General features: G+C 59.4%; 15 protein-coding genes, 1 tRNA gene and 1 pseudogene. 1 reads left to right on the forward strand and 16 read right to left on the reverse strand.

Going from position 1 to position 18,699, the window contains the following annotated elements; translation table 11 throughout:
* The 4 genes from MOV76_RS31890 to rpsL all read right to left on the reverse strand — a co-directional run.
* Positions 1–492, reverse strand: a 492-nt coding sequence (locus tag MOV76_RS31890; protein ID WP_247266015.1) for a GTP-binding protein, incomplete at its 3' end; no start/stop codon positions are given.
* Between the two features lie 68 nt (positions 493–560).
* Positions 561–2,660: an elongation factor G gene (gene fusA / locus MOV76_RS31895; protein WP_018241640.1), complete on the reverse strand. Its 2,100-nt coding sequence runs from the start codon at positions 2,658–2,660 to the stop codon at positions 561–563.
* Between the two features lie 29 nt (positions 2,661–2,689).
* Positions 2,690–3,160 carry a 30S ribosomal protein S7 gene (gene rpsG / locus MOV76_RS31900; RefSeq protein WP_003547538.1) on the reverse strand — a complete coding sequence of 157 codons (471 nt, stop codon included), beginning with the start codon at positions 3,158–3,160 and terminating at the stop codon, positions 2,690–2,692.
* A 77-nt stretch (positions 3,161–3,237) separates the two neighbouring features.
* Positions 3,238–3,609, reverse strand: coding sequence for a 30S ribosomal protein S12 (rpsL, locus tag MOV76_RS31905; protein ID WP_003547537.1), 372 nt, complete (start codon positions 3,607–3,609; stop codon positions 3,238–3,240).
* A 495-nt stretch (positions 3,610–4,104) separates the two neighbouring features.
* On the opposite strand from rpsL, the gene MOV76_RS31910 reads away from it, so the two are divergent.
* On the forward strand, positions 4,105–4,398 hold the full coding sequence (locus MOV76_RS31910) for a hypothetical protein (protein ID WP_003547528.1): 294 nt from the start codon (positions 4,105–4,107) through the stop codon (positions 4,396–4,398).
* A gap of 139 nt (positions 4,399–4,537) precedes the next feature.
* Here the strand turns inward: MOV76_RS31910 and rpoC are convergent, their stop codons facing one another.
* From rpoC to tuf, 12 genes and pseudogenes are all read right to left on the reverse strand, one after another.
* Complete coding sequence (gene rpoC, locus MOV76_RS31915) at positions 4,538–8,746, reverse strand: DNA-directed RNA polymerase subunit beta' (RefSeq protein WP_018241638.1); 4,209 nt, start codon at positions 8,744–8,746, stop codon at positions 4,538–4,540.
* A 190-nt stretch (positions 8,747–8,936) separates the two neighbouring features.
* The gene (gene rpoB / locus MOV76_RS31920; protein WP_018241637.1) at positions 8,937–13,076 is read right to left on the reverse strand and encodes a DNA-directed RNA polymerase subunit beta; all 4,140 of its coding nucleotides are present in this window, start codon (positions 13,074–13,076) and stop codon (positions 8,937–8,939) included.
* A 263-nt stretch (positions 13,077–13,339) separates the two neighbouring features.
* Positions 13,340–13,720: a 50S ribosomal protein L7/L12 gene (gene rplL / locus MOV76_RS31925; protein ID WP_018241636.1), complete on the reverse strand. Its 381-nt coding sequence runs from the start codon at positions 13,718–13,720 to the stop codon at positions 13,340–13,342.
* A gap of 58 nt (positions 13,721–13,778) precedes the next feature.
* Positions 13,779–14,297, reverse strand: coding sequence for a 50S ribosomal protein L10 (gene rplJ / locus MOV76_RS31930; RefSeq protein WP_003547522.1), 519 nt, complete (start codon positions 14,295–14,297; stop codon positions 13,779–13,781).
* Between the two features lie 329 nt (positions 14,298–14,626).
* Entirely contained in the window at positions 14,627–15,328 is a 702-nt protein-coding gene (rplA, locus tag MOV76_RS31935) for a 50S ribosomal protein L1 (protein ID WP_012757015.1), read from the reverse strand.
* Positions 15,329–15,332: 4 nt separating this feature from the next.
* Positions 15,333–15,764 carry a 50S ribosomal protein L11 gene (gene rplK, locus MOV76_RS31940; RefSeq protein ID WP_003547518.1) on the reverse strand — a complete coding sequence of 144 codons (432 nt, stop codon included), beginning with the start codon at positions 15,762–15,764 and terminating at the stop codon, positions 15,333–15,335.
* Between the two features lie 177 nt (positions 15,765–15,941).
* Positions 15,942–16,472: a transcription termination/antitermination protein NusG gene (nusG, locus tag MOV76_RS31945; protein WP_003547516.1), complete on the reverse strand. Its 531-nt coding sequence runs from the start codon at positions 16,470–16,472 to the stop codon at positions 15,942–15,944.
* Positions 16,473–16,489: 17 nt separating this feature from the next.
* Positions 16,490–16,690 (reverse strand): preprotein translocase subunit SecE, encoded by a 201-nt coding sequence (gene secE / locus MOV76_RS31950; protein WP_003547514.1) that lies wholly within the window; start codon positions 16,688–16,690, stop codon positions 16,490–16,492.
* Between the two features lie 195 nt (positions 16,691–16,885).
* Positions 16,886–16,961 (reverse strand) — tRNA-Trp (locus tag MOV76_RS31955).
* A gap of 167 nt (positions 16,962–17,128) precedes the next feature.
* Positions 17,129–18,022, reverse strand: a complete 894-nt coding sequence (locus MOV76_RS31960; protein ID WP_247266016.1) for an NAD(P)-dependent oxidoreductase — start codon at positions 18,020–18,022, stop codon at positions 17,129–17,131.
* Between the two features lie 171 nt (positions 18,023–18,193).
* Positions 18,194–18,328 carry a hypothetical protein gene (locus tag MOV76_RS39910; protein WP_003547509.1) on the reverse strand — a complete coding sequence of 45 codons (135 nt, stop codon included), beginning with the start codon at positions 18,326–18,328 and terminating at the stop codon, positions 18,194–18,196.
* A 202-nt stretch (positions 18,329–18,530) separates the two neighbouring features.
* Positions 18,531–18,699: pseudogene (tuf, locus tag MOV76_RS31965) on the reverse strand (elongation factor Tu); the annotation flags it as partial.

An 18,699-nucleotide genomic window follows, 5' to 3' on the forward strand; every position in this document is an offset into this window, starting at 1 on the left:
CGGGATATCGTCGCCCGGGAAGTCGTAGGACGACAGCAGTTCGCGAACTTCGAGCTCGACCAGTTCGAGAAGCTCGGCGTCGTCAACCTGGTCGACCTTGTTCAGGAACACCACGATTGCCGGAACGCCGACCTGGCGAGCCAGCAGGATGTGTTCGCGCGTCTGCGGCATCGGGCCGTCAGCGGCCGAGCACACCAGGATCGCGCCGTCCATCTGGGCAGCACCGGTGATCATGTTCTTGACGTAGTCGGCGTGGCCGGGGCAGTCGACGTGCGCGTAGTGGCGGGCCGGCGTCTCATACTCGACGTGCGCCGTCGAGATGGTGATGCCACGGGCCTTTTCTTCCGGAGCCGCGTCGATCTGATCGTACGCCTTGTACTCACCGAAGTACTTCGTGATCGCTGCCGTCAGAGACGTCTTACCGTGGTCAACGTGGCCAATCGTGCCAATGTTGACGTGCGGCTTGTTGCGCTCAAACTTACTCTTTCCCATTTTCGGGTCTCCATTTTGCTAGTCCCCGAAGGGATCTAATTCTTGTTATCGGTCAATTGGTATTCCGGTCACTTCTGACCGGAATACTTTGCCTGGATTTCAGTTGCGACGTTCGACGGGACCGGCGAATAGTGATCGAAGGTCATCGTGTACTGGGCGCGGCCCTGGGACATGGAGCGCAGGTTGTCGACGTACTTGAACATGTTCGCGAGCGGGACGTTCGCGTTGATGACGACGGCGATACCGCGGCTTTCCTGGCCCTGGATCTGGCCGCGACGGGAGTTCAGGTCGCCGATAACGTCGCCGACGTAATCTTCCGGGGTGACGACTTCGACCTTCATCATCGGCTCGAGCAGCTGAGCGCCGGCCTTCTTGGCTGCTTCACGGAAGCAGGCACGCGATGCAATTTCGAAGGCGAGAACCGAGGAGTCGACGTCGTGGAAGGCACCATCGATGAGGGTAGCCTTGACGCCGAGCATCGGGAAGCCTGCGAGCGGACCCGAAGACAGTACGCTTTCGATGCCCTTCTGGACGCCGGGGATGTATTCCTTCGGAACGGAACCGCCGACGATCTTGGACTCGAACTTGAATTCGTCGCCGTCCGGGTTCGGTTCGAAGACGATCTTGACGCGCGCGAACTGGCCGGTACCACCGGACTGCTTCTTGTGCGTGTAGTCTTCTTCATGCGTCCGGGTGATGGTTTCGCGGTAGGCAACCTGCGGCGCGCCGACAGTTGCTTCGACCTTGAATTCACGACGCATGCGGTCGACGATGATGTCGAGATGCAGTTCGCCCATGCCGGCGATGATGGTCTGGCCGGATTCCTGGTCAGTCTTGACGCGGAAGGACGGATCTTCAGCAGCCAGGCGGTTGAGCGCGAGGCCCATCTTTTCCTGGTCGCCCTTGGTCTTCGGCTCGATGGCGATCTGGATGACCGGCTCCGGGAATTCCATGCGCTCGAGGATAACCGGCTTCAGCGGATCGCAGAGCGTGTCGCCGGTCGTGGTTTCCTTGAGGCCGGCGAGAGCGACGATGTCACCTGCGAAGGCTTCTTCGATGTCTTCACGCGAGTTGGAGTGCATCTGCAGCATACGGCCGACACGCTCGCGCTTGTCCTTGACCGTGTTGATGACCGACGCGCCCTTTTCGAGCTTGCCGGAGTAGATGCGGGCGAAGGTCAGCGAACCGACGAAGGGGTCGTTCATGATCTTGAAGGCGAGCATGGAGAGCGGCTCGCTGTCATCGGCATGACGCTCGATTTCAGCTTCCGTCTTGAAGTCGATGCCCTTGATCGCCGGGATGTCCATTGGCGACGGCAGGTAGTCGACAACGGCGTCGAGCAGCGGCTGCACGCCCTTGTTCTTGAAGGCGGTGCCGCAGAACATCGGGTGGAACTTGACGTCGATCGTGCCGCGGCGAACCAGTGCACGGATCTGCTCGTTGTCGGGCAGAATGCCTTCGAGGTAAGCTTCGGTGGCGGCTTCGTCGATGTCGACGACCGTCTCGATCAGCTTTTCGCGATATTCTTCAGCCTTGGCCTTCATGTCCTCGGGGATCTCGACGACATCCCACTGGGCGCCGAGCGACTCGTCGCGCCAGATGAGTGCGTTCATCTCGACCAGGTCGATGACGCCCTTGAATTCGGTTTCTGCACCGATCGGCAGCTGCATGACGACAGCCGTTGCACCGAGACGGGTCTTGATCATCTCGACGGAGCGGTAGAAGTCGGCGCCGGTCTTGTCCATCTTGTTGCAGAAGATCATCCGCGGGACATTATACTTTTCGGCCTGGCGCCAGACGGTTTCCGTCTGCGGCTCAACACCGGCGTTGGCGTCGAGAAGCGCGATGGCGCCGTCGAGAACGCGCAGCGAACGCTCGACTTCAATGGTGAAGTCGACGTGACCGGGAGTGTCGATGATGTTGAAGCGGCGCATTTTGCCGTCACGGCCCTTCCAGAAGGTCGTGGTGGCAGCAGAGGTGATCGTGATGCCACGCTCCTGCTCCTGCTCCATCCAGTCCATGGTGGCTGCGCCGTCGTGGACTTCGCCGATCTTGTGCGACTTGCCGGTGTAATAAAGAATACGCTCGGTGGTCGTGGTCTTGCCGGCGTCGATATGCGCCATGATACCGAAATTACGGTAGTCTTCGATCTTATATTCGCGAGCCATTGTGGACTGCCTTTCGATACCGTTCGGAATTACCAGCGATAGTGCGAGAACGCGCGGTTGGCGTCAGCCATCTTGTGCGTGTCTTCGCGCTTCTTAACGGCGGAGCCGCGGTTGTTGGACGCATCGAGCAGTTCGCCGGAAAGGCGGTCAACCATAGTCGTTTCATTGCGCTTGCGGGCAGCAGCGATCAGCCAGCGAATAGCAAGAGCCTGGCGGCGCTCCGGACGAACATCGACGGGGACCTGATAGGTCGCACCACCGACACGACGCGAGCGGACTTCAACGTGCGGGGCAATGTTCTCAAGCGCAGAATGGAAAACCGTGAGCGGCTCCTGCTTGGACTTGCCATGAACAACGTCGAACGCACCGTAGACGATGTTTTCAGCAACGGACTTCTTGCCGTCGAGCATGATGGCATTCATGAACTTGGTGACGACGAGATCGCCGAACTTCGGGTCCGGATTGATCTCGCGCTTTTCTGCTTTATGACGTCTGGACATAGTTTTGTCTCTTCAACCGTTAAGGCGCTTCATGACGCGGAGGACCTCGCGCAGCGCCGGATTATTCAAAAGCCGAATTACTTCGGACGCTTCGCGCCGTACTTGGAGCGGCGCTGCTTGCGGTTCTTGACACCCTGGGTATCGAGAACGCCGCGGATGATGTGATAACGGACACCCGGAAGGTCCTTAACGCGGCCGCCACGGATCATGACGACGGAGTGTTCCTGAAGGTTGTGACCTTCGCCGGGGATGTAACCAATGACTTCGAAGCCGTTGGTCAGGCGGATCTTTGCGACCTTACGCAGAGCCGAGTTCGGCTTCTTCGGCGTCGTCGTGTAGACGCGCGTGCAAACGCCGCGCTTCTGCGGGTTCTCCTGGAGTGCGGGAACCTTGTTACGCTTTACGTTCGCCTGGCGAGGCTTGCGGATCAGCTGGTTTACGGTAGGCATTCAACCATCCCTTACGTTTTATCTCAGTACCCTTGCGGGCTTGAACTCGCGCCGTCTCCGGCAGTGACGCACTCTCCGTCAATGCGCAAAATATGGCCCGATCCGCTTCCGCAGATGGACCACAAGGAGCAGAGGACGCATAAAACATGCGTCGTGCGTGCAGCATCATGACTTCAACGTGCGTTTAGAACCTTGTTTGAGGTGAACTTCAGGGCGCGTCGCCCCGAACAGCCAAGCCTCACATGGGATCTGATGGCCGGGGTACTACTGGTTTCCACCCGTCTCGTCAAGGCCGGTTAAGAAATAAACTCGCCGTATCGCCTTGATATGGCGGCCGAACGCCCTGTTTCATCCTTCTAAACGAATTCGCGGCTGTGCACCAAGATAAAAACTTGGGCATTGCAGCAAAAACAGTTAAGGAATCAGCAATTGCGGCGTTCGGCCCTCACAGCAGGATTCGAGCGACCGAATCGTCAAAGAGCCGAAGGACAGGCGATGATCACGACACCTGATAACGACAATAATTTCGACGGCCCGATGATCTTCATCATCATCGGCAAGGGCTACGAGTCCGACGCCAGCGAAGGCATCGACCTGCACATCATGCTGAAGGCGCCTGACGACGACACCGCCGTACGCGAGGCCTTGAACGCCCTTGCCGAGGAAGGCTTCATCGAGGCCGATCTCGACCAGATCGGCATGCTGACCGAGGTCCCGGCCGAAGAGCCGCACGCATCTGCCTATCAGGGCGCCGTCGAAGGCGAAGTCGCGATCATCCGGTTCAACTGAAGGGAGCCGCCGCTGACGCTGTCAAGGCAGCCTAAGCGAAGCAGCGCCTCCCTCCCCGCCAGACCAGTCAGAGCAAATAAAACAAAAACCGCCCGGATCGCTCCGGGCGGTTTTTCAATTCGTCGACTTCAGCCGCGGATTATTCCGCAGCCGGAGCCTTTTCGGCCATGTCCTGCAGCATCGGCGTGGCAACGGCAGCACCCGTGCCCTTGCGGCGCTCTTCGAGGATCATCTCGTCGCGCGACGTGGCGATGCGGCGGATCTGGGTCATGGTACCGCCGGTACCGGCCGGGATGAGGCGGCCGACGATGACGTTTTCCTTCAGACCCTGCAGACCGTCGGTCTTGCCGGCGATTGCAGCTTCCGTCAGCACCTTGGTCGTTTCCTGGAAGGATGCGGCCGAGATGAAGGACGGGGTCTGCAGCGACGCCTTGGTGATGCCGAGAAGAACCGGATCGCCGTAGGCTGGCTTCTTGCCCTGCTCGATCAGATGATCGTTGACGTCTTCGAGCTCGATCCGGTCGACATTGTCGCCGACGATATAGGTCGAGTCGCCTGCATCGGTGATTTCCACCTTCTGCAGCATCTGACGGACAATCACCTCGATGTGCTTGTCGTTGATGACGACGCCCTGCAGGCGGTAGACTTCCTGGATCTCGTTGACGAGGTAGGAGGCCAGAGCCTCCACGCCCTTGATCGCCAGGATGTCGTGCGGAGCCGGGTTACCGTCGAGGATGTAGTCACCCTTTTCGATATAGTCGCCTTCCTGAAGGTGGAAGGGCTTGCCCTTCGGGATCAGGTATTCGACAGGCTCGACACCGTCTTCCGCCGGCTCGATGATGACGCGACGCTTGTTCTTGTAGTCGCGGCCGAGACGGATCGTACCATCGATCTCTGCGATGATGGCGTGGTCCTTCGGACGACGGGCTTCGAACAGCTCGGCAACACGCGGCAGACCGCCGGTGATGTCCTTGGTCTTGGCGCTTTCGAGCGGCGAACGGGCGAGAACGTCACCCTGGGAGACCTTCGTGCCCGGCTCGACCGACAAGATCGCATCGACCGAGAGCAGGAAGCGGGCATCACCACCACGGGACAGCTTGGCGATATTGCCGCTGGCATCCTTGATGACGATCGCCGGCTTGAGGTCCGAGCCGCGCGGGGTCGAACGCCAGTCGATGACCTGACGCTTGGTGATGCCGGTCGATTCGTCGGTCGCTTCCAGAACGGAGAGACCGTCGACCAGATCTTCAAACTGAACGGTACCGGCCACTTCCGTCATCATTGGACGGGTGTAGGGGTCCCACTCTGCCAGACGCTGGCCGCGCTTGACCTTGTCGCCTTCGTCGACATGCAGCTTCGAACCGTAGGCCACACGCTGCGACGACCGCTCGACACCACGTTCGTCCAGGATCTGGACGGTCATGTTGCGGCCCATGGCAACGAGATTGCCATCGGAGTTGCGCAGGATGTTGCGGTTCTTGATCTGCACCGTACCTTCGTACGAGGCTTCAAGGAACGACTGGTCGACCACGGTTGCCGTACCGCCAAGGTGGAAGGTACGCATGGTGAGCTGGGTGCCCGGCTCGCCGATCGACTGAGCAGCGATGACGCCGACGGCTTCGCCCATATTGACCGGCGTACCGCGCGCGAGGTCGCGGCCGTAGCAGACAGAGCAGACGCCCGTCTGGATTTCGCAGGTCAGTGCCGAGCGGATGCGGATCGACTGGATGCCGGCCTTTTCGATTTCGACGACGTCGGGCTCGAGGATCATCTTGCCGGCATCGACGATGCGCTCACCCGTGACCGGATGATCGATGTCGTCGAGCGCCGTGCGGCCGAGGATACGGGCGCCGATCGAGGCAACCACCTGGCCGGCATCGACGATGGCGGTCATGGTGAGGCCCGTCTGCGTTCCGCAGTCGACATGCGTGACGATGCAATCCTGCGCGACGTCGACGAGACGGCGGGTCAGGTAGCCAGAGTTGGCGGTCTTCAGGGCGGTGTCTGCCAGACCCTTACGGGCGCCGTGCGTCGAGTTGAAGTACTCGTTGACGGTCAGGCCTTCCTTGAAGTTCGAGATGATCGGGGTCTCGATGATTTCGCCCGACGGCTTGGCCATGAGGCCACGCATGCCGCCCAGCTGGCGCATCTGGTTCGGAGAACCGCGGGCACCGGAGTGGCTCATCATGTAGATCGAGTTCATCGGCTTCTGGCGACCGGTCTTCTCATCGAATTCGACCGCCTTGATGCGCGCCATCATCTCTTCGGCGACCTTTTCGGTCGCCTTGCCCCAGGCGTCGACAACCTTGTTGTACTTCTCGCCCTGGGTGATGAGGCCGTCATTGTACTGCTGCTCGTATTCCTTCACCAGATTTTCGGTGTCGGCAACGATCTTGGCCTTGGCATCCGGAATGACCATGTCGTCCTTGCCGAACGAAATGCCGGCGCGGCAGGCATGGGCGAAACCGAGCTGCATGATGCGGTCGCAGAAAATGACCGTGTCCTTCTGGCCGCAATGGCGATAGACCGTGTCGATCATCTTCGAGATGTTCTTCTTGGTCATTTCCTGGTTGCAGATATCGAAGGGCACCTTGCCGTTCTTCGGCAACAGTTCACCGATGAGCAGACGGCCAGGCGTCGTCTCATAGATCTTCGAGTAAGGCTTGCCATCCTCGTCGACCGACTTGAAGCGGCCGCGGATCTTGGTGTGCAGCGTCACGACCTTGCTTTCGAGAGCGTGATGCAGCTCGCCGAGATCGGAGAAGGCCATGCCTTCGCCCGGCTCGTTCTGGTTGAGGATCGACAGATAGTAGAGGCCGAGAACCATGTCCTGCGAGGGAACGATGATCGGCGCGCCGTTGGCCGGGTGCAGGATGTTGTTGGTCGACATCATCAGCACGCGGGCTTCGAGCTGGGCTTCGAGCGACAGCGGCACGTGAACGGCCATCTGGTCACCGTCGAAGTCGGCGTTGAAGGCCGTGCAGACGAGCGGATGCAGCTGGATCGCCTTGCCTTCGACCAGGGTAGGTTCGAAGGCCTGGATGCCCAGGCGGTGCAGCGTCGGTGCGCGGTTCAAGAGAACCGGATGCTCGCGGATGACCTCGTCGAGGATATCCCAGACTTCCGGCTTTTCCTTTTCGACCAGCTTCTTGGCCTGCTTGACGGTCGAGGAGTAACCCTTGGCGTCGAGGCGGGCATAGATGAACGGCTTGAAGAGCTCGAGCGCCATCTTCTTTGGCAGGCCGCACTGGTGCAGCTTCAGTTCCGGACCGGTGACGATGACCGAACGGCCGGAATAGTCAACGCGCTTGCCGAGCAGGTTCTGGCGGAAGCGGCCCTGCTTGCCCTTCAGCATATCGGAGAGCGACTTCAGCGGACGCTTGTTGGCGCCGGTGATGACACGGCCGCGGCGGCCGTTGTCGAACAGCGCGTCAACGGATTCCTGCAGCATGCGCTTTTCATTGCGGATGATGATGCCAGGCGCACGAAGCTCGATCAGGCGCTTCAGACGGTTGTTGCGGTTGATGACGCGGCGGTAGAGATCGTTCAGATCCGACGTCGCGAAACGGCCGCCGTCGAGCGGAACCAGCGGACGCAGGTCCGGCGGGATGACCGGAACGACCTTCATGATCATCCATTCCGGACGATTGCCCGACTCCATGAAGTTCTCGACGATCTTCAGGCGCTTCATCAGCTTCTTCTGCTTGAGATCCGACGTGGTGTCGGCAAGCTCAGCGCGCAGGTCGCCAGCGATCTTCTCGAGGTTCATCGAGGCCAGCATCTCGTAGATCGCCTCGGCGCCGATCATCGCTGTGAACTGGTCTTCGCCGTATTCGTCAACGGCGAGCATGTACTCTTCTTCCGAGAGGAGCTGGTGCTCCTTCAGGGCGGTCAGGCCCGGCTCGGTGACGATGTAGTTTTCGAAGTAGAGGACGCGCTCGACATCCTTCAGCGTCATGTCGAGCAGCGTCGAAATGCGGCTCGGCAGCGACTTCAGGAACCAGATATGGGCAACGGGAGCGGCGAGCTCGATATGGCCCATGCGCTCACGGCGAACGCGCGACAGCGTGACTTCGACGCCGCACTTTTCGCAGATGATGCCCTTGTACTTCATGCGCTTGTACTTGCCGCACAGGCATTCGTAGTCCTTGATCGGCCCGAAGATGCGCGCGCAGAACAGACCGTCGCGTTCCGGCTTGAACGTACGGTAGTTGATGGTTTCCGGCTTCTTGATCTCACCGTAAGACCAGGAGAGGATCTTCTCCGGAGACGCGATCGAAATCCGAATAGAATCGAAATTCTGTGCAGGCACCTGCGGATTGAAAAGATTCATGACCTCTTGGTTCATGCCTGTCTCCTTCATGGGCTAAAGCGCCCTTAAAATGCGATGGTCGGCGGCAAATTCCCGGGAGCCGCCTCCCTCGCTTAAACGAGAATAACCGCTAGATGCGGCGAAACTTCCCTTCCGGGCCGACACGGATTCGGCGCCCGGCGGGACCGGCGTGCGCTGCATTGGCAGCGCACGCCCTATCAAGTGCTTACTCGGCCGCGTCGGGCAGCTGAGCTGCCTGCGCCTCGTCAAGCTTGGTGTTCTCGAGCTCGACGCTGAGGCCCAGCGAGCGCATTTCCTTGACGAGAACGTTGAAGCTTTCCGGAATGCCGGCTTCGAACGTGTCGTCTCCGCGGACAATGGCTTCGTAGACCTTGGTGCGGCCGGCGACGTCGTCCGACTTCACCGTCAGCATTTCCTGCAGCGTGTAGGCCGCGCCGTATGCTTCGAGCGCCCAGACTTCCATTTCGCCGAAGCGCTGACCACCGAACTGCGCCTTGCCGCCCAGCGGCTGCTGGGTCACGAGCGAGTAAGGACCGATCGAACGAGCATGGATCTTATCGTCGACCAAGTGGTTGAGCTTCAGCATGTAGATATAGCCCACGGTCACCTGGCGGTCGAATTGCTCGCCGGTACGGCCGTCATAGAGCGTCGACTGACCGGTATCCTTGAGACCTGCCAGGCGCAGCATGTCGTTGACGTCGGCTTCGTTTGCACCGTCGAAAACAGGCGTCGCAATCGAAACGCCACGCTTCCACTGGTCGGCGAGACGCAGAACCGAGTCATCGTCGAACTCATGGACCTGTTCGGCCTTCGGGCCGGTACCGACGACATCGCCGATGGTCTTGCGCAGCGGCTCAATGTTGCCATTGGCCTTGTATGCATCGATCAGTTCGCCGATCTGGCGACCCATGCCGGCGCAAGCCCAACCCAGATGCGTTTCGAGGATCTGGCCTACGTTCATGCGCGAAGGCACGCCGAGCGGGTTCAGAACGACGTCGACATGCGTGCCGTCTTCGAGGAACGGCATGTCTTCCACTGGCACAATGCGCGAGACGACGCCCTTGTTCCCGTGGCGGCCGGCCATCTTGTCGCCCGGCTGGATCTTGCGCTTTACGGCGACGAAGACCTTGACCATCTTCATGACGCCAGGAGGCATTTCATCGCCGCGCTGGACCTTTTCGACCTTGTCCATGAAGCGCTGTTCAAGGCGCGACTTGGATTCGTCGTACTGACCACGGAGCGCTTCGAGCTCGCTCTGGACCTTTTCGTCTTCGACCGCGAACATCCACCACTGCGAGCGGGGATATTCGGAGACGACGGCGTTCGAAAGCTCGCTGCCCTTCTTGAAGCCCTTCGGGCCGGCAATGGAAGCCTGGCCGCGCAGCATCTCGATCAGACGGCCGTAGACGTTACGGTCGAGGATCGCCTGCTCGTCGTCACGGTCCTTTGCCAGACGCTCGATTTCTTCGCGCTCGATCGCCATCGCGCGCTCGTCTTTTTCAACGCCGTGGCGGTTGAAGACGCGAACTTCGACGATCGTGCCGTAAGTGCCGGGCGGCATGCGCATGGAGGTGTCGCGCACGTCGGAGGCCTTTTCGCCGAAGATGGCGCGCAGAAGCTTTTCTTCCGGCGTCATCGGGCTTTCGCCCTTCGGTGTGATCTTGCCGACGAGGATATCGCCCGGCTGAACTTCAGCGCCGATATAGACGATGCCGGCTTCGTCGAGGTTCTTCAGCGCTTCTTCCGAAACGTTCGGAATATCGCGGGTGATTTCCTCAGGACCAAGCTTGGTGTCGCGCGCCATCACTTCGAATTCCTCGATGTGGATGGAGGTGAACACGTCGTCGGCAACGATACGCTCGGAGAGCAGGATCGAGTCTTCGTAGTTGTAGCCGTTCCAAGGCATGAACGCGACGAGCGCGTTGCGGCCGAGCGCCAGGTCGCCGAGATCGGTCGACGGGCCGTCGGCGAGGATGTCGCCACGATTGACCTCGTCACCGACGGTGACCAGCGGGCGCTGGTTGACGCAGGTGTTCTGGTTCGAACGCTGGAACTTCTGCAGGCGGTAGATATCGACGCCGGATTTGCCGGCTTCGAGGTCTTCCGTGGCGCGGATAACGATACGCGTCGCGTCGACCTGGTCGACCACGCCGCCGCGGCGGGCGCCGATGGCGGCACCGGAGTCACGGGCGACGACCGGTTCCATGCCGGTACCGACGAACGGAGCTTCGGCACGCAGCAGCGGCACTGCCTGACGCTGCATGTTCGAACCCATGAGCGCGCGGTTGGCGTCGTCGTTTTCCAGGAACGGGATGAGCGCGGCGGCGACCGAAACGACCTGCTTCGGCGAGACGTCCATCAGGTTCATGCTGTCGCGCGGGGCGAGCATAACTTCACCGGCATGACGGCAGACGACGAATTCGTCGACGAAGGAACCGTCAGCGTTCATCTCGGCGTTGGCCTGGGCGACGTAGTACTTCGCCTCTTCCATGGCGGAGAGGTAGAGCACGTCGTTCGTCACCTTGCCGTCGACGATCCGGCGGTACGGGCTTTCGATGAAGCCGTACTTGTTGACGCGGGCAAAGGTCGCAAGCGAGTTGATCAGACCGATGTTCGGGCCTTCCGGCGTTTCGATCGGGCAGATGCGGCCATAGTGGGTCGGATGCACGTCGCGGACTTCGAAGCCGGCGCGCTCACGGGTCAGACCGCCCGGGCCAAGAGCCGAAAGACGGCGCTTGTGGGTGATTTCCGAGAGCGGGTTGACCTGGTCCATGAACTGCGAGAGCTGCGAGGAACCGAAGAATTCGCGAACGGCAGCGGCGGCCGGCTTGGCGTTGATCAGGTCCTGCGGCATGACCGTGTCGATCTCGATCGAGGACATGCGTTCCTTGATCGCGCGCTCCATGCGCAGCAGGCCGAGACGGTACTGGTTTTCCATCAGCTCGCCGACCGAACGGACGCGGCGGTTGCCGAGGTTGTCGATGTCGTCGATCTCGCCCTTGCCATCGCGCAGTTCGACCAGCATCCGGACCACGGCCAGGATGTCATCCTTGCGCAGGATGCGGACGGTGTCTTCGACGGTCAGGTCGAGGCGCATGTTCATCTTGACGCGGCCGACGGCGGAGAGGTCGTAACGCTCCGCATCGAAGAACAGCGAGTTGAACATGGCTTCGGCCGATTCCATGGTCGGCGGCTCACCCGGACGCATGACGCGGTAGATGTCGAACAGAGCGTCCTGACGGTTCTCGTTCTTGTCGGCTGTCAGCGTGTTGCGGATATAGGCGCCGACATTGATGTGATCGATGCCGAGAACCGGGATCTCGTCGAAACCATTCGCCAGGATGACGCCAAGCGTCTTCTCGTCGATTTCGTCGCCGGCCTCGAGGTAGATCTCACCCGTCGAGTAGTTGACGATGTCGCCGGCAAGGTAATTGCCGTAAAGATCGTCGTCGGCGGCCTTGAGTGCCTTCAGGCCCTTGTCGGAAAGCTGGCGCAGCAGGCGCGGGGTCAGCTTCTTGCCGGCTTCCACGACGACTTCGCCGGTATCGGCGTCGACCATCTCGGTGATCGCCTTGGCACCCTTCAGCGTTTCCGGCTTGAAGGGAATGCGCCAGCCTTCGCCGTCGCGCTTGTAGAGCGACTTCGTGTAGAAGGTGTCGAGGATTTCCTCGCCGTCCATGCCGAGCGCCATCAGCAGCGACGTCACGGGGATCTTGCGGCGGCGGTCGATACGGGCGTAGACGATGTCCTTGGCGTCGAATTCGATATCGAGCCAGGAACCGCGATAGGGGATGACGCGCGCAGCAAAGAGCAGCTTGCCGGAAGAATGGCTCTTGCCCTTGTCATGGTCGAAGAAGACGCCCGGCGAACGGTGCATCTGGGAAACGATCACGCGCTCGGTGCCGTTGACGATAAACGTGCCGTTGTTGGTCATGAGCGGCATGTCGCCCATGTAGACGGACTGTTCCTTGATGTCCTTGATCGACTTCGCGCCGGTATCCTCGTCGATATCGAACACGATGAGGCGCAGCGTCACCTTCAGCGGCGCGGCATAGGTCAGGTCGCGCTGACGGCATTCGTCAACGTCGAACTTCGGCGGTTCGAACTCGTAGGACACGAATTCCAGCATCGATGCACCGGAGAAATCGGTGATCGGGAAAACCGACTTGAAAACGGCCTGAAGACCTTCGTCGGGTCGGCCGCCCTTCGGCTCTTCAACCATTAGAAACTGGTCGTAGGACGCCTTCTGAACCTCGATGAGGTTCGGCATTTCTGCGACTTCGGGGATCTTACCAAAAAACTTGCGTACGCGCCTGCGACCATTGAACGAAAGGGTCTGAGCCATCGTCGCTCCTTCAAAATCTTGCACCCGGGCCTGCAACGGACGGGAACCGATGGCCAGTCGATCCCGTCAATCAATGAGTAGTTCAATCTCGTCCGACTCCAGAAAACGCTCAGCTCGGATTGCTGTGCTGCCCTCGGTGCGAGACCATCCTTTTGAAGAACCCATTACCCAAAAGCCGTTTCGACGCGGCTTTTGGGTAATTCGTTCAGAAAAACGGCAAATGGGAGGCAGTAGAAATACTGCCTCCCAAAAGCAGTTCAAGATTACTTGACGTCGGCCTTGGCGCCAGCGTCTTCAAGCTTCTTCTTGATGTCAGCGGCTTCAGCCTTGTTGACGCCTTCCTTGACAGCCTTCGGAGCGGCTTCGACGAGGTCCTTGGCTTCCTTGAGGCCGAGACCCGTGATGGCGCGGACTTCCTTGATGACGTTGATCTTGTTGGCACCAGCTTCGACGAGGATGACGTCGAATTCGGTCTTTTCTTCTTCAACGACAGCAGCAGCGCCAGCACCGCCGGCAGCGGCAGCAACAGCTACCGGAGCAGCAGCGGAAACGCCCCACTTTTCTTCAAGAAGCTTCGACAGTTCTGCAGCTTCCAGAACGGTCAGCGAGGAGAGGTCGTCAACGATCTTTGCGAGATCAGCCATTTTACTAGTTCCTTTTGTTCGGTTCGAACCGGTTGATTATAAACAGCGAAAAACCGCCTTACGCGGCTTCGTCCTTCTTGGCGTAGGCCGCAAACACGCGGGCAAGCTGGCTTGCCGGTGCTGCAACAACCCCAGCGATGCGGGTAGCCGGTGTCTGGATCATGCCCAGCAGCTTCGCACGCAACTCATCGAGCGAAGGCAGGGTCGCAAGCGACTTGACTGCATCGGCGTTGAGCGTGGTTGTTCCCATGGCGCCGCCCAGAACAATGATCTTGTCATTGGTCTTGGCGAAATCCATGACGACTTTCGGAGCGGTGATCGGATCGGTGCTGTATGCAATCAGCGTCTGACCCTTGAAGAGATTGGACATCCCTTCCGCTTCCGTACCCTGAAGGGCGATCTTGGCCAGGCGGTTCTTCGCGACTTTGACGGTGCCGCCAGCTGCGCGCATCTTCGAACGAAAATCGTTCATCTGCGCGACTGTAGCACCAGCATAGTGGGCCACGACAACTGAGCCCGAAGCCTTGAAGACTTCGTTCAGTTCCGTGACGAATTCGCGTTTTTCCGCTCTTTCCACTGCCTATCTCCAGTTGGCGGGACCAAAAACGGGCCCGCCGGTTGCCTTTTGCCTCCTGGGATCATGCGAGATCCCAAGCGACGCTTGAGGATCCTGTCCCCCCGCGCTCTCGCGCCAATCAAGGCTAAAGAGGCACAAGGCATCCAAGGCTCGAACCGAGTTCCTAGAAGCGAACTTCATGCAATTCGGGTCTTACCCGTCTCATGCAGGCTAAGTGATTAAGGGAAAACCACCTGCAATCTCGGACAGGATTCCGGATTTCTCCGGAATATTCCGGCCCCTTGCGAGGCCGGAAATTCAGTCGCCGGATTTAAAGCCCGGCAGTAAACTTATGCAGCCGGCGCACCGGTGACCGAGCCGGGCTCGATCTTGACGCCTGGACCCATGGTCGAGGAAATCGCCACGCGCTTGACGTAGTTGCCCTTGGCGCCTGCCGGCTTCGCCTTGATGACGGCGTCAGCAAAGGCGCGGATGTTTTCTTCCAGAGCCTTGGCGTCGAAAGAGGCCTTGCCGATGCCGGCATGGACGATGCCAGCCTTCTCGACGCGGAACTCGACAGCGCCGCCCTTGGAAGCCTTGACAGCTCCGGCGACGTCCATGGTGACGGTACCGACCTTCGGGTTCGGCATCATGCCGCGGGGGCCGAGAACCTTACCGAGACGGCCGACGAGCGGCATCATATCGGGGGTGGCGATGCAGCGATCGAATTCGATCTTGCCGCCCTGGACGATTTCGACAAGCTCTTCGGCGCCAACGATATCGGCACCGGCGGCCTTGGCTTCGTCAGCCTTGGCGCCACGAGCGAAGACGGCAACGCGAACCGTACGGCCCGTGCCGTTCGGAAGGTTGACGACGCCGCGAACCATCTGGTCCGCATGGCGCGGGTCAACGCCGAGGTTCATCGAGACTTCGATGGTTTCGTCGAACTTGGCGACAGCCCGTTCCTTGACCATGCCGATGGCCAGGGTCAGAGCGTAGAGCTTGGTGGGATCAACACCTTCGTTGATCTTCTGCGTGCGCTTACCTGCCATGATCTTAACCCACCACTTCCAGGCCCATGGCGCGGGCAGAGCCTTCGATCATCGCCATTGCACCTTCGATATCCGCTGCGTTCAGATCCTTCATCTTGGCTTCTGCGATCGACTTGATCTGAGCCTTGGTGAGGGAACCGGCCTTGGCGCCCTTGCCGGGCGTCTTGGAACCGGATGTGATCTTCGCTTCCTTCTTCAGCCAGTAGCTGACCGGCGGCTGCTTCATCGCGAAGGTGAACGACTTGTCCTGGTAATAGGTAATGACGACCGGGATCGGCATACCCTTTTCCATTTCCTGCGTGGCGGCATTGAACGCCTTGCAGAATTCCATGATGTTAATGCCACGCTGACCAAGCGCCGGACCAATCGGCGGGGACGGGTTTGCCGATCCTGCCTTGACCTGAAGCTTGAGCTGGCCTGCAACTTTCTTAGCCATATCTCTCTGCCTTTCATGAACGGCCGGTCGCCCGGCCCGTGATGCCGGATCTCTCCGGCGGCTGCGGTTGCGTGGTGCGGATCATCAGGGTCCGGCTAAGACCCCCTCACCTTCCACGCGGGTGCGGACAAGGTCCGCAGGAAACAGGCCGCAAGGGCCAGCTTCCAGTTTCTGCAATCAGACCTTCTCGACCTGAGCGTATTCCAGCTCGACCGGCGTTGCGCGGCCGAAGATCGACACTTCCACCTTCAGGCGCGAACGCTCTTCGTCCACATCCTGAACCGTGCCATTGAACGACGCGAATGGGCCGTCGGAAACGCGGACCTGCTCGCCGATCTCGAAGGTAATGGAAGCCTTCGGCCGCTCGACACCTTCCTGGACCTGACCGAGAATGCGCTCGGCTTCGTAGTCGGGAATCGGAACGGGCTTATTGTCGGAGCCGAGGAAGCCTGTGACCTTCGGCGTATTCTTGATCAGATGGTAGGCTTCGTCCGTCAGATTGGCACGAACCATGACATAGCCCGGGAAGAACTTGCGCTCGGAATCGACCTTGCGGCCGCGACGCACTTCCACCACCTTTTCGGTCGGCACGAGGATCTTCTCGAACAGGTGCTCAAGCCCCTTCTGGCGAGCCTTGTTCTCGATATCTTCAGCCACCTTCTTTTCAAAATTAGAATATGCGTGGACGATGTACCAACGTGCCGCCATTTTCATCTCCACCCGTATCAGTTGCCGGTATTCAGCACGAAGCTCAGAGCCCAGCCGATCAGCTGGTCAGCGGCAAAGAAAAACAGCGCGGCGAAAACCACCATCACCAGCACCATGACCGTCGAGATCATGGTCTCGCGGCGCGATGGCCATGTAACTTTGGACGTCTCGGAGCGAACCTGCTGCAGAAACGCAAACGGATTGGATTTGGATGCCATCGACTGCCCACGCAATTACGGCGCGTAAAGCTGAAACTATCAGCCCCACGCACCGCGTGTCTGTTGAACCCTAAATAAACACCGATTTCCGAATACACAAGAGGGAAACCGAAGTTTAACGAAATTACTTACCACCAATCAATCCTCGGCCGGAAATGCCGCGAGCATATCCGCGCTGTCCCGCATCAAGGAAAATGGCAGGGGCAGTAGGGCTCGAACCTACGACCTGCGGTTTTGGAGACCGCCGCTCTACCAACTGAGCTATACCCCTTCATACCGATCATTCAGCGCCTGAGCCAAGGCCCGCAAATCGCTGCTGAAAAGCATGGCGCTCCCTTTAAGACGACGACACGGGATTGGCAAGCACGATTTTCGATTTTCAAAGCCATTCTCATGATATGCGAACGATCGGCTTTTCAATCGCGTGACCAGATCCGTTCAGACCTTCACATATTTCCGCCAATCGTGCTCTTCCCTGAAGCCCAGCACCTCGCGGATCTTGCGGTTGGAGAGCAGGCTCTCATATTCGCCGATCTCGCGAGTGAAAGGCACGTTCGGAAAGAATCGCTTCGCAAGCTCCTTCGATGGCGTAATGGCCGAGACGGTGTCATTGGCGGCATTGAAGACCTGATAGCCGAGGCCGTCCTTCTCGATGCAGAGATGGCAGATCTGTCCGAGGTCGCGGGCGTCGATATAGCTCCAGGCGATGCGCTTGCGCATCTCGGGATTGGCGAAATAGGTCGGGAACTTCTCGTAGTCGTCAGGCTCGATGACGTTGCCGATGCGCAGCGCATAGATGTCGAAGCCCGAACGTTCGGCAAAGGCGCGCGCCGTCTTTTCGTTGACCACCTTCGAAAGGCCGTAGGAATCCATCGGATTGACGTCGTAGTCCTCCTCCAGCGGGAACTGGTGGAAATCGCGGTGGCCTTCGGCGAAGCAGACGCCGTAGGTCGTCTCGCTCGATGCGACGATGATCTTCCTGATGCCGAGCTTCACCGCCGCCTCGATGACATTATAGGTGCCCATCGTATTGATCCTGAAGGTTTCGTTATCGGGCTTGATCAGGATGCGCGGGATGGCGGCGAAATGCACGACGGCGTCGAAGGGCTGCACGCCCCTGCCCGCGTCGAGATCGGGAAAATCGCGATGCATCGAGAGCGCGTTGAACACCTGACCGCTATCGGTGATGTCGGCGATGAGATTGGTGACGCCGGGGCTATCCAGCGGCACAAGATCGAGGTTGTGAACCTCGTAACCGGCATTGACGAGCCATGGCACAGCATGGCGACCTGCCTTGCCCGAACCGCCAGTGAACAGAACACGTCTTTTCATGGAATATCCTCCGCGTCATGAAATCGGAGGCATAGATAGACGCTTCCGCGCGAAGAGCAAGCGAGCGTCCTGCAAGGGTTCACCCCCGCGTCGCCAGGAGCATCCTATCCGGGAGCACCTGGCCGATCATTTCCGATCATCGCAGAACCCTGCGATACTCGGCAAAGGTCGTCACTTGACGACGCTTACCTCGCCAATCTGCACTACGGCAGACTGAACAACTTCTTGCGGAATTGCAGCGATGAAAAACATCGTGAAAACATACATCGCGAATATCGTCGCAGCGAATGTGGCCTTTGGAATCATCCGGGCTCTCCTCTTTGCAAGAAGGAGTCTGGACTACAATGTTCCAATCACAAACCGGTTTCTGAACGTGAGATGAACAAAATACTGTGACAGGCCAATTTAACGATATTTTTACAACACCTGTTAAGCCTACAGGAAGCCATGAAAATGAAAAACCCCGCTGTTTCCAGCGGGGTCTTCATAATTGCGGATAACTCGAAAGTTATTCGACGATCGACGCGACGATGCCGGCGCCGACGGTGCGGCCGCCTTCGCGGATAGCGAAGCGCAGCTTTTCTTCCATCGCGATCGGAACGATCAGCTCGACGGCAACCGTGACGTTGTCGCCCGGCATCACCATCTCCGTGCCTTCCGGCAGCGTCACAATGCCC

The sequence above is a fragment of the Rhizobium sp. PRIMUS64 genome (assembly GCF_023006465.1).
GTDB lineage: Bacteria > Pseudomonadota > Alphaproteobacteria > Rhizobiales > Rhizobiaceae > Rhizobium > Rhizobium leguminosarum.

Excerpts from the sequence above, each read along its gene's own strand:
- fusA (WP_018241640.1), bottom strand. The coding sequence starts at position 2,660 with ATGGCTCGCGAATATAAGATCGAAGACTACCGTAATTTCGGTATCATG.
- rpsG (WP_003547538.1), bottom strand. The coding sequence starts at position 3,160 with ATGTCCAGACGTCATAAAGCAGAAAAGCGCGAGATCAATCCGGACCCG.
- rpsL (WP_003547537.1), bottom strand. The coding sequence starts at position 3,609 with ATGCCTACCGTAAACCAGCTGATCCGCAAGCCTCGCCAGGCGAACGTA.
- MOV76_RS31910 (WP_003547528.1), top strand. The coding sequence starts at position 4,105 with ATGATCACGACACCTGATAACGACAATAATTTCGACGGCCCGATGATC.
- rpoC (WP_018241638.1), bottom strand. The coding sequence starts at position 8,746 with ATGAACCAAGAGGTCATGAATCTTTTCAATCCGCAGGTGCCTGCACAG.
- rpoB (WP_018241637.1), bottom strand. The coding sequence starts at position 13,076 with ATGGCTCAGACCCTTTCGTTCAATGGTCGCAGGCGCGTACGCAAGTTT.
- rplL (WP_018241636.1), bottom strand. The coding sequence starts at position 13,720 with ATGGCTGATCTCGCAAAGATCGTTGACGACCTCTCCTCGCTGACCGTT.
- rplA (WP_012757015.1), bottom strand. The coding sequence starts at position 15,328 with ATGGCAGGTAAGCGCACGCAGAAGATCAACGAAGGTGTTGATCCCACC.
- rplK (WP_003547518.1), bottom strand. The coding sequence starts at position 15,764 with ATGGCTAAGAAAGTTGCAGGCCAGCTCAAGCTTCAGGTCAAGGCAGGA.
- nusG (WP_003547516.1), bottom strand. The coding sequence starts at position 16,472 with ATGGCGGCACGTTGGTACATCGTCCACGCATATTCTAATTTTGAAAAG.
- secE (WP_003547514.1), bottom strand. The coding sequence starts at position 16,690 with ATGGCATCCAAATCCAATCCGTTTGCGTTTCTGCAGCAGGTTCGCTCC.
- MOV76_RS31960 (WP_247266016.1), bottom strand. The coding sequence starts at position 18,022 with ATGAAAAGACGTGTTCTGTTCACTGGCGGTTCGGGCAAGGCAGGTCGC.
- MOV76_RS39910 (WP_003547509.1), bottom strand. The coding sequence starts at position 18,328 with ATGATTCCAAAGGCCACATTCGCTGCGACGATATTCGCGATGTATGTT.